The organism is Pseudomonas sp. EGD-AK9 (assembly GCF_000465935.2).
In the GTDB taxonomy this organism is placed as follows: domain Bacteria; phylum Pseudomonadota; class Gammaproteobacteria; order Pseudomonadales; family Pseudomonadaceae; genus Aquipseudomonas.
Window position 1 is genome coordinate 1 of sequence record NZ_AVOF01000068.1, and the last position, 10,366, is coordinate 10,366.

Sequence of the window (10,366 nt, forward strand, 5' to 3'; positions counted from 1 at the left end):
CCTGGCGGTCATCCTGGCGCAGGCGCATGAGCACCTGGCCGGCGTCCACCCGCTGACCTTCCTCCACCAGGCGCTCGGTCACCTGGGCGCCCAGGTTGAACGACAGCTGGGTGCGCCGGCAGGCCTTGAGCGTGCCGGCGCGGGTGTTGGCCACCAGGGTCTCCACCGCACCTCGTTCCACCGTCACCAGGCGCACCGCCAGCGGCTGCGGCCGGCTCCACCACCAGGCCGCCGCCAGCGCCGCCGCCAGCAGCGGTATGGCTATCCATCCTTTACCCATCCGCGCACTCCTCGGCTCGTCAACCAGCCTAGGTCAGCCGCGGGCGGCCAACAATGCTTCAGGTCAGGCCGGGTGCCAGTATCTGGCCTTTGCCAGGCCCCGGGTTCACACTGATTCGGCAATAGACAGAAGGAATGCCGTCATGAGTGCAGTCAAACAGAGCCCGCTGGTGGAGCGGGTGGAACTCGATCAACTGACCTGCTGGCGCGTGCGCACGGCGCACGCCGAGTTGCTGGTGGCCCAGCAGGGCGCGCAGATCCTCAGTTACCAGCCCGACGGCCAGCCGCCGCTGATCTGGCTCAGCGAGCAGGCCGCCTATGAGCGCGGCCAGAGCGTGCGCGGCGGGGTGCCGGTGTGCTGGCCCTGGTTCGGCGACCTGCGCTGCAACCCGCCCGCCGTGCAGGCCGCCTATCAGCCCGGACTGGCGCCCAGTCACGGCCTGGTGCGTGGCCTCGACTGGCAGCTGCTGGGGATCGACGAGGACGGCGATGCGGTGACCCTGCGCTTCGTCTTCGACAGCCGCCAGCACCTGCTGCCCGGCTGGCCGCATGCCGCCCGCCTGCAGCTGGACATCCGCCTCGGCGAGGACCTCGCGCTGAATCTCGAGACGCATAACCAGGGCGACGAGCCGTTGGTCATCAGCCAGGCGCTGCACAGCTACTTCGCCGTCAGTGACGTGCGCCAGGTCGGCGTCGAAGGGCTGGACGGCTGCCGCTACCTCGACACCCTCGACGACTGGCGCGAGCGCCGCCAGGACGGCGCCCTGCAGTTCGCCGGCGAAACCGACCGCATCTACCTCGGCACCCCGGCGCGGCTGAGCATCGTCGATCCGGGCTGGGGCCGGCGCATCCACCTGGACAGCAGCGGCTCGCGCTCGGCGGTGCTGTGGAACCCCTGGATCGACAAGGCCAAGCGCCTGTCGCAGTTCGCCGCCGAGGCCTGGCAGGGCATGCTGTGCATCGAGACGGCCAACGTCATGGAGGACGTGGTGCGCCTGGCCGCCGACGAACGGCACGCTCTGCGACTGCGCCTGTCCAGCGAGGTCCTGGCCGGCTGAGCCATTGTCAGGTCGGGCGAGTGGTTGGGCCCGACCTGGCACAACGGCATCTGGCGAACAGTGGCCAACGTCACAAAAAGCAGTATTAAAGTGCCATTAACTGTGATGCGCCACTAATTTGCCAGTAAGACATTTCTTACAAGTCTGAAACAACTTCTCCTACAGTCGAAACACCGATAACAACTTGCTCCGAAGGCGCGACAAATTAGCCGAGCTGACGTTCCAGTAATAATTTGTAAGATGTCGTCGAATGTTAGGTATTTCACACTTCGGGCGGTTGCCCACCTGCTGGCATAGGGCTAGGATGCCCGTCCCATAAGGATCTTGCGCAAGTTGTTGCACAAACAACTGCGCAAAAAGTTGCGCACTGCGGTGTTTTGGCAAAGGCCGGATGGCCATTTGCACGGCCGTGGAAGTTGCCCACTTAATTATTTGAGTCATGGAATGACCTACTCCAGCAAGCTCACTGCGCATTATCTCAATCTGGCCAAAACCCCTATTAATGAAGGGAACTTCGCCGGCGAAGATGTGCGTTATTCCAGCGAATACGAAATGCTGGAAACCGAGCTGGGCAAGGCTGCTTCCCTGCACGAAACCGGCGCCATCGACTGGCAGAAGGTGCGCGAGGGCAGCGAGAACCTGCTGACCACCCAATCCAAGGATCTGCGCGCCGCCACCTGGCTGACCTGGGGCCTGTTCCAGCGCGAATCCTTCGCCGGCCTGCAGGCCGGTCTGAACCTGCTGCACTACCTCTGCGAACACCACTGGCACGAGTTGCATCCGCGCAAGGCGCGGACCCGCACCGCCGCCATCAACTGGCTGCTGCCGCGCCTGGAGCAGGCGCTGGCCGAACACGTGCCGATCGGCGAGCAGCTGCCGCTGTTTCGCCGTCTGGCCGAACACCTGCACGGTCTGGAAGCCGCCCTGTCGAGCCACCTCGGCGAGGACTCGCCGCTGCTGTTGCCGCTGTGCCGCCGGCTCGACGAGCAGATCAACCGCGCCAGCCAGGGCCAGGCCGAGCCGGGCGCGGTCGGCGCCGCCATCGCCCAGGTCAAGCAGGTCGCCACCCAGATCATCACCGGCAGCGGCCCCATCGAGAACGAGAAGGACGCGCACAAGGCCCTGCGCAGCCAGCAGGACGCCGCCCGCCCGCTGTGCGCCTGGTGGCTGAAGAACAAGGCCACCGACCTCAAGCCGCTGCGCCTGGCGCGCACCCTGCTGTGGCTGCCCATCGAGTCGCTGCCCGAGCGCAACGCCGAACAGATCACCGCCCTGCGCGGCCTGCCGGCCGACAAGCTGGCCTCGTACCAGGAGCGCTTCGCCCAGGGCGCCTACGCCGACCTGCTGGCGGATCTGGAAGCCAGCATCGCCCGCGCGCCGTTCTGGCTCGATGGCCAGCGCCTGGTCTGGGAATGCCTGCAGGAGCTTAAGGCCGAGCAGGCCATGCGCGAAGTGGAAATCCAGCTCGCCCTGTTCCTGCAGCGCGTGCCCGGCCTCGACGAACTGCGTTTCCACGACGGCGTGCCCTTCGCCGACGGCGAGACCCGCGCCTGGATCGGCGCCTACGTGCTGCCCCATCTGCAGGCCCCGGAAACCGAGAAGAAGCCCGCGACCAGCGAACCGGGCGCCACCCCGCCCTGGGAAGAGGCGCTGCAGCAGGTGCTGCCGCAGCTGCGCAAGGACGGCCTGAAGGCTGCGGTGCAGCAGCTCAAGCAGGGCCTCAATCGGGCGCGCGGCGGCCGCGAGCGCTTCTTCTGGCAACTGACCCTGGCCCGCCTGTGCTTCGCCGCGAAGAAGTACGAACTGGCCAAGACCCAACTCGAATCGCTCGACCAGACGCTGCAGGCTTCCGGCCTCGGCGAGTGGGAACCCGATCTCGCCCTGGAAGTGCTGCGCCTGCTGCACAACTGCTGCGAGCTGCTGCCGCAGAACCATGCGGTGCGCGACAGCAAGGACGAGATCTATCGCAGGTTGTGCCACCTCGACCTCGAGGTGGTGCTGGAGTAAGGCGCCAACACGCCAATCAAGGCCTCCGGGCCATCAACGCAAAGGAGAAAACCCATGGCCAAAGAAGGCTCGGTAGCCCCCAAGGAACGCATCAACGTCACCTTCAAACCCGCCACCGGCGGCGCCCAGGAAGAAATCGAACTGCCCCTGAAACTCATGGTGCTCGGCGATTTCACCCAGCGTGCCGACGATCGCAAGATCGAAGACCGCAAGCCCATCAGCATCGACAAGAACAGCTTCGACGAGGTGCTGGCCAAGCAGGAGCTGAACCTGACCTTCGCCGTGCCGAACCGCCTGCAGGACGAGCAGGAAGGTGACGAGCTGGCCGTGCAGCTGCGCATCAACTCGATGAAGGACTTCAACCCCGCCAACCTGGTCGAGCAGGTCCCCGAGCTGAAGAAGCTGATGGAACTGCGCGACGCCCTGGTCGCCCTCAAAGGCCCGCTGGGCAACGCCCCGGCCTTCCGCAAGGCGATCGAGAGCGTGCTCGCCGACGACGACTCGCGCGACCGCGTGCTCGGCGAGCTGGGCCTGGCCGCCAAAGACAAGCTGGATTCCTGATTCTCACTGACAAGGACGCATATTCATGAGCACGACTAGCGCAGCCGTAGAAAGCAGCCACAGCGCCGCCGAACTCGGCATTCTCGACCGCATCATCGCCGAGACCAAACTGACCCCCGATGACGAGGCCTACGACATCGCCAAGCGCGGCGTCTCGGCCTTCATCGAAGAGCTGCTCAAGCCGCAGAACGAAAACGAGCCGGTGAAGAAGGCCATGGTCGACCGCATGATCGCGGAGATCGACGCCAAGCTCAGCCGGCAGATGGACGAGATCCTTCACCACCCGGACTTCCAGGCCCTGGAATCCTCCTGGCGTGGCCTCAAGCTGCTGGTGGATCGCACCAACTTCCGCGAGAACATCAAGCTGGAGATCCTCAACGCCTCCAAGCAGGACCTGCTCGATGACTTCGAGGACAGCCCGGAAATCGTTCAGTCCGGCCTGTACAAGCACATCTACACCGCCGAGTACGGCCAGTTCGGTGGCCAGCCGGTCGGCGCCCTGATCGCCAACTACTTCTTCGATCCGAGCGCCCCGGACGTCAAGACCCTGCAGTACGTCGCCTCGGTGGCCTGCATGTCCCACGCCCCCTTCATCGCCGCCGCCGGCCCGAAATTCTTCGGCCTGGAGACCTTCACCGGCCTGCCGGATCTGAAGGACCTGAAAGACCATTTCGAAGGCCCGCAATTCACCAAGTGGCAAAGCTTCCGCGAGCAGGAAGACGCCCGCTACGTCGGCCTCACCGTACCGCGCTTCCTGCTGCGCAACCCGTACGACCCGGAAGACAACCCGGTGAAGACCTTCGTCTACAAGGAAAACGTGGCCAACAGCCACGAGCACTACCTGTGGGGCAACACCGCCTACGCCTTCGCCAGCCGTCTGACCGACAGCTTCGCCAAGTTCCGCTGGTGCCCGAACATCATCGGCCCGCAGAGCGGTGGCGCGGTGGAAGACCTGCCGCTGCACCACTTCGAGAGCATGGGCGAGATCGAGACCAAGATCCCCACCGAGGTGCTGGTTTCCGACCGTCGCGAATATGAACTTGCGGAAGAAGGCTTTATCGCCCTGACCATGCGCAAGGGCAGCGACAACGCCGCGTTCTTCTCCGCCAACTCGGCGCAGAAGCCGAAGTTCTTCGGCATCAGCGAAGAAGGCAAGACCGCCGAGCTGAATTACAAGCTGGGCACCCAGCTGCCTTACATGTTCATCGTCAACCGCCTGGCTCACTACCTGAAAGTGCTGCAGCGCGAGCAGATCGGTGCCTGGAAAGAGCGTACCGACCTCGAGCTGGAGCTGAACAAGTGGATTCGCCAGTACGTCGCCGACCAGGAGAACCCAAGCTCCGAAGTGCGTAGCCGTCGTCCGCTGCGTGCCGCCCAGGTCATCGTCAGCGATGTCGAAGGCGAGCCGGGCTGGTACCGCGTCAGCCTGAACGTGCGCCCGCACTTCAAGTACATGGGTGCCGACTTCACCCTGTCGCTGGTCGGCAAGCTGGACAAGGAGTAAGCAGCCATGGCCTACGGCAGCCTGTTCGAGCGCCTCGGTGGCGAGGCCGGCCAACGTGCCGGCTGGAGCCGCGAGGTCGCCGCCATGGCCTCGGTGGCTGCCCATCTGGCCAAGATGCTCAGCACCCGTGCGGGCAGCGTGCAGACGCTGCCCGACTACGGGTTGCCCGATTTGAACGATATGCGCCTGTCGCTGCACGACTCGTTGCAGCAGGCGCGTATCGCCATCGAACGTTTCATCGAAGCGTACGAACCCCGTCTGACCCAGGTGCGCGTGATCTCCCTGCCGCGCACTCATGACCCTTTGCGTCAGGCCTTCGCCATCGACGCGCTGCTGGAAATAGACGGTATCAAACGTCAGGTCAGTTTCTCCGCGAGCCTGGACGGCAGCGGTCAAGTCAAGGTCAACCCAGGAGCCTCACATGTCCGGTAAACCCGCAGCCCGCCTCGGCGATCCCACCGCCTGCCCGATTCCCGGCCACGGCACCAACCCGATCGCCGCCGGCTCGCCCGACGTGCTGTTCGACAGCCTGCCCGCCGCGCGCATGGGCGACGCCTCCGCCTGCGGCGGCGCCATGGCCGGCGCGGTGATTCCCACCGTGCTGATCAACGGCAAGCCGGCGGCGGTGGTGGGTTCAGTCGGCAGCCATGGCAATACCGTGGTGGCTGGCTCCGGCACCGTGTTGATTGGCGGTTGAGATGACGGTGATGAAACAGTTCTCGCCCTCTTTGCTCGTACCGCCTGCGCCATGGGAGGCATTTCCCGGTGTCGACGCAAGCGGTTTGGGTAGCCTGCAAGGCAACCTCGAGCACTGGTGGCAGCACTGTTGGTGGCCCTACTGGCAATCGCTGACTCGAGAGCAGCGCCAAGAGTGGCTGCAAGACCCCGCCCACCCAGAAGCCTGGCGTGAATACGTGCAATTGCAGGAAGCCTTTGCCGGCGACGACACGGAGTCCCCTGCCTGATGTCTTTCAACCACTACTACCAAAGCGAACTCACCGCCCTGCGCCAATTGGGCAAGCGCTTCGCCGAGCGCAGCCCGGCGCTGGCGCCGTTCCTCGGCCAGGCCGGGCGTGATCCGGATGTCGAGCGTCTGCTCGAAGGTTTCGCCTTCCTTACCGGGCGTCTGCGGCAGAAGCTCGACGACGAGCTGCCGGAGCTGACCCATTCGCTGATGCACCTGCTGTGGCCGAACTACATGCGTCCGCTGCCGGCCTTCAGCATGCTGCAGTTCGACCCGCTGACCCGTCCCGGTCCGGCGTTGCCGGTCAAGCGCGGCACGCCGGTGGAGGCCAAGGCCATCGAGGGCGTCACCTGCCGCTTTCGTACCTGCTACCCCACCGAGGTGCTGCCGCTGGCGCTGAACGGCCTGGACTACTCGGTCAAGGGTGACGGCGCGCTGCTCAGCCTGCGTCTGGGCATGAGCGCCGACGGCCATATCGGCGAGATCGGCCTGAACAAGCTGCGTCTGCACCTGGCCGGCGAGCGCTATATCGGCCAGATGCTTTACCTGGCGCTGCTGCGCAATCTCGGCGGCATCCAGTTGGTGTTGCTCGATGCGGCCGGCAAGCCCATGCAGGATGCCTTTGGCCAGACCCTGGGCACGCTGCAGCTCAAGCCCGAGCAGGTGCAGCCGGTGGGCTTCGCCGAAGACGAGGCGTTGATCCCCTACCCGCTCAATACCTTCCGCGGCTACCGCTATCTGCAGGAATACTTCGCCTTCCAGGACAAGTTCCTCTTCGTCGACCTGCTCGGCCTGGATGCCATTCACAGCTTGCCCGAGGATCTGCTCAAGCAGGCGCGCGGTCTGGAGCTGCGCTTCGATATCCACAAGGCCGGCGTGCAGCGCATCCGCCCGACCCTGGAAAACGTGCGCCTGTACTGCACGCCGGTGGTCAACCTGTTCCAGCACGACGCCATCCCGATCCGCCTCGACGGCAAGCAGGACCAGTACCTGCTGCTGCCGGCCGAATTCGACGCGCAGCACTGCGGCGTGTTCTCGGTGGACCGCGTCACCGGCTGGAAGCCGGGCGGCATGGGCTACGAGGAGTACGTGCCGTTCGAGTCGTTCGAGCACGACCCCAGCTTCGACGTGCCGGTGGCGCGCCCGCACTACAGCGTGCGTCAGCAGCCGTCGATGCTCGGCGACGGCCTGGAGACCTGGCTCAGCTTCGGCCTGCGCAACCTCGACCAGCACGAGACGCTGTCCATCGAGCTGACCTGTACCAACCAGAATCTGCCGCGTCAGCTGAGCCTGGGCGATATCTGCCTGCCCAGCGAGGACACCCCGGATTTTCTCAGCTTCCGCAACATCAGCGCGGTCACCCCCTGCTATGCGCCGCCGCTGCACCGCGATTTCCTCTGGAAGCTGATTTCCAACATGTCGCTGAACTACCTGTCGCTGGCCAACGTCGAGGCGCTCAAGGTAATCCTCGAGACCTACGACCTGCCGCGCTACTACGACCAGCACGCCGAGCGCGTCAGCAAGCGCCTGCTCGGCGGCCTCAAGAGCATCGGCCACCGCCATGTCGACCGCCTGCACCGCGGCCTGCCGGTGCGCGGCGTGCGCACCGAACTGAGCATGAACCCGGACGGCTACCTGGGCGAGGGCGACCTGTTCCTCTTCGCTTCGGTACTCAATGAGTTTTTCGCCCTCTACGCCAGCCTCAACAGCTACCACGAGCTGCACGTTCAGAGCACACAGGGAGAGTTGTACAAATGGACGCCACGTATGGGGCAACAGCCCCTGCTCTAACTCGATTGAGCAAAGGCATCCGCGAGTACAGCCTGTTCCAGGCCGTACAGCTGGTGCTGGAGCGCCTCAAGGTCGCCCATCCGCAACTGGATGAGGAGCGCCTCTACGAGTACCTGGAATTCCAGGCCAACCCGAGCCTGGGTTTCCCTGGCAGCGATATCGATCGCGTGCAGTTCTTCGAGGAGCACGGCGAGCTGCGCGCGCGCATGCGCGTCAACCTGGTCGGCCTGTTCGGCGGCGGCTCGCCGTTGCCGGCCTTCTACAGCGAGCAGGCCCTGGGCGACAGCGAGGACGGCAACCCGACCCGCGACTTCCTCGACCTGTTCAACAACCGTCTGCAGCGCCTGTTGCTGCCGATCTGGCAGAAGTACCGCTACCGCGCCAGCTTCCAGAGCGGGGCGATGGACGCCTTCTCCGCGCACCTGTTTGCCCTGGTCGGCCTGGGCAGCGAGCAGATCCGCCAGGCCCAGGAGCTGAACTGGAAGCGCCTGCTGCCCTACCTCGGCCTGCTCAGCCTGCGCGCCCACTCGGCGGCGCTGATCGAGTCGGTGCTGCGTTACTACTTCAAGCACGCCGAACTGTTCATCGAGCAGTGCCTGGAACGCCAGGTGGTGGTGCTGGAGGAGCAGCGCAACCGCCTCGGCCGTGCCAACAGCCTGCTCGGCGAAGACACTGTGCTCGGCGAGCGCGTCCGCGACCGCGGCGGCAAGTTCCGCATCCACGTGCGTCAGCTGGGCTGGACGCGCTTTCACGAGTTCTTGCCGATCGGCACGGGTTACCAGCCGCTCTGTGCGCTGGTGCGCTTCACCCTGCGCGATCCGCTGGACTACGACATCCGCCTGGAGCTGCGTCAGGACGAAATCCGCGACCTGCGCATCGGTGAAGGCAACCCCTGCCTGCTGGGCTGGACCACCTGGCTCGGTCGCGAGAACGCCGACGGTCTGGTCACCCTCGGCAGCAAGACTCACTAGGGAAAGAGAGAGCAATGATCAACGTCGACCTGCAACAACTGGTTCAAGCCCTGGACGCCGCGAGCAAGCGCGACCTGGAGATGGCCGCCGAACGCTGCGTGGTACGCGGCGGCAACAAGATCCTCGTCGAGGATCTGCTGCTGGGCCTGCTCGAGCGCCCGGAAAGCCTGCTGGCGCGTGCCCTGCAGGATGCCGAGATCGATGCCGGCGAGCTGGCCCAGGCGTTGCAGCCGCGCGGCGAGCACAGCGAGTCGCGCAACCCGGTATTTTCTGCCGAGCTGGTGCAGTGGCTGCAGGACGCCCTGCTGGTGGCCAACCTGGAGCTGGGCGCCAGCCAGATCGACCAGGCCGCGCTGATCCTCGCCCTGCTGCGCAATCCCATGCGCTACGCCGGCAGCCGTTATCAGACGCTGCTGAGCAAGCTCAATGCCGAGCGTCTGCGCGACTTCGCCCTTAGCCAGCAGCCGCAGGCCGCGGGCGGCAAAGCGGCGGCGCCGGGCGAGTCGAACCTGGCGCGCTTTACCCACAACTTCACCCAGCAGGCCCGCGACGGCAAGCTCGACCCGGTGCTGTGCCGCGACGGCGCGATCCGCCAGATGGTCGATATCCTCGCCCGCCGGCGCAAGAACAACCCCATAGTCGTCGGCGAGGCCGGCGTGGGCAAGACCGCCATCGTCGAGGGCCTGGCCCTGCGCATCGCCACCGGCGAGGTGCCGCAGGTGCTCAAGGGCGTCGAGCTGCTGTGCCTGGACCTCGGCCTGCTGCAGGCCGGCGCCAGCGTCAAGGGCGAGTTCGAGCGCCGCCTGCAGGGCGTGATCGACGAGGTCAAGGCCTCGCCCAAGCCGATCATCCTGTTTATCGACGAGGCCCACACCCTGATCGGCGCCGGTGGCCAGGCCGGCAGCGGCGATGCCGCCAACCTGCTCAAGCCAGCGCTGGCTCGCGGTGAGCTGCGCACCATCGCCGCCACCACCTGGAGCGAATACAAAAAGTACTTCGAGAAGGACCCGGCGCTGGCCCGTCGCTTCCAGCCGGTGCAGCTGCACGAGCCGAGCGTCGATGAGGCGGTGACCATCCTGCGCGGCCTGGCGCCGGTGTATGAGAAGAGTCACGGCATCTACCTGCGCGACGACGCGGTGGTCGCCGCCGCCGAGCTGTCGGCGCGCTACCTGGCCGGTCGTCAGTTGCCGGACAAGGCGGTGGACGTGCTCGATACCGCCTGCGCCCGCGT

Annotated in this window: 9 protein-coding genes and 2 pseudogenes; 10 read left to right on the forward strand and 1 reads right to left on the reverse strand. The window is 65.6% G+C overall.

The annotated features are described in order from the left end of the window. Positions 1 to 280 (reverse strand): annotated as a pseudogene (locus tag N878_RS03755) (biotin/lipoyl-binding protein); the annotation flags it as partial. 142 nt (positions 281 to 422) lie between these two features. Between N878_RS03755 and N878_RS03760 the strand changes: the two are divergent. The 10 genes and pseudogenes from N878_RS03760 to N878_RS03805 form a co-directional block, all read left to right on the forward strand. Beyond that, on the forward strand, positions 423 to 1,337 hold the full coding sequence (locus N878_RS03760) for a D-hexose-6-phosphate mutarotase (RefSeq protein WP_021442353.1): 915 nt from the start codon (positions 423 to 425) through the stop codon (positions 1,335 to 1,337). A gap of 444 nt (positions 1,338 to 1,781) precedes the next feature. Beyond that, entirely contained in the window at positions 1,782 to 3,344 is a 1,563-nt protein-coding gene (gene tssA / locus N878_RS03765) for a type VI secretion system protein TssA (protein WP_021442354.1), read from the forward strand. Between the two features lie 54 nt (positions 3,345 to 3,398). Further along, positions 3,399 to 3,905 carry a type VI secretion system contractile sheath small subunit gene (gene tssB / locus N878_RS03770; RefSeq protein ID WP_021442355.1) on the forward strand — a complete coding sequence of 169 codons (507 nt, stop codon included), beginning with the start codon at positions 3,399 to 3,401 and terminating at the stop codon, positions 3,903 to 3,905. 25 nt (positions 3,906 to 3,930) lie between these two features. Next, positions 3,931 to 5,409 (forward strand): type VI secretion system contractile sheath large subunit, encoded by a 1,479-nt coding sequence (tssC, locus tag N878_RS03775; RefSeq protein WP_021442356.1) that lies wholly within the window; start codon positions 3,931 to 3,933, stop codon positions 5,407 to 5,409. A gap of 6 nt (positions 5,410 to 5,415) precedes the next feature. Then, positions 5,416 to 5,841 carry a type VI secretion system baseplate subunit TssE gene (gene tssE, locus N878_RS03780; RefSeq protein ID WP_021442357.1) on the forward strand — a complete coding sequence of 142 codons (426 nt, stop codon included), beginning with the start codon at positions 5,416 to 5,418 and terminating at the stop codon, positions 5,839 to 5,841. Then, positions 5,831 to 6,100, forward strand: a pseudogene (locus tag N878_RS03785) (PAAR domain-containing protein); the annotation flags it as partial. The gene tssE and the pseudogene N878_RS03785, both read left to right, overlap by 11 nt. Positions 6,101 to 6,107: 7 nt before the next feature. Next, positions 6,108 to 6,374, forward strand: coding sequence for a hypothetical protein (locus N878_RS03790; RefSeq protein ID WP_051365797.1), 267 nt, complete (start codon positions 6,108 to 6,110; stop codon positions 6,372 to 6,374). Next, positions 6,374 to 8,164 carry a type VI secretion system baseplate subunit TssF gene (gene tssF, locus N878_RS03795; protein WP_021442359.1) on the forward strand — a complete coding sequence of 597 codons (1,791 nt, stop codon included), beginning with the start codon at positions 6,374 to 6,376 and terminating at the stop codon, positions 8,162 to 8,164. Before N878_RS03790 ends, tssF begins: the two co-directional genes overlap by 1 nt. Beyond that, positions 8,128 to 9,135 (forward strand): type VI secretion system baseplate subunit TssG, encoded by a 1,008-nt coding sequence (tssG, locus tag N878_RS03800; RefSeq protein ID WP_031302707.1) that lies wholly within the window; start codon positions 8,128 to 8,130, stop codon positions 9,133 to 9,135. The genes tssF and tssG overlap by 37 nt, the downstream gene beginning before the upstream one ends. 14 nt (positions 9,136 to 9,149) lie before the next feature. Then, the coding region (locus tag N878_RS03805; protein ID WP_021442361.1) for an AAA family ATPase at positions 9,150 to 10,366 on the forward strand (1,217 nt) is incomplete at its 3' end.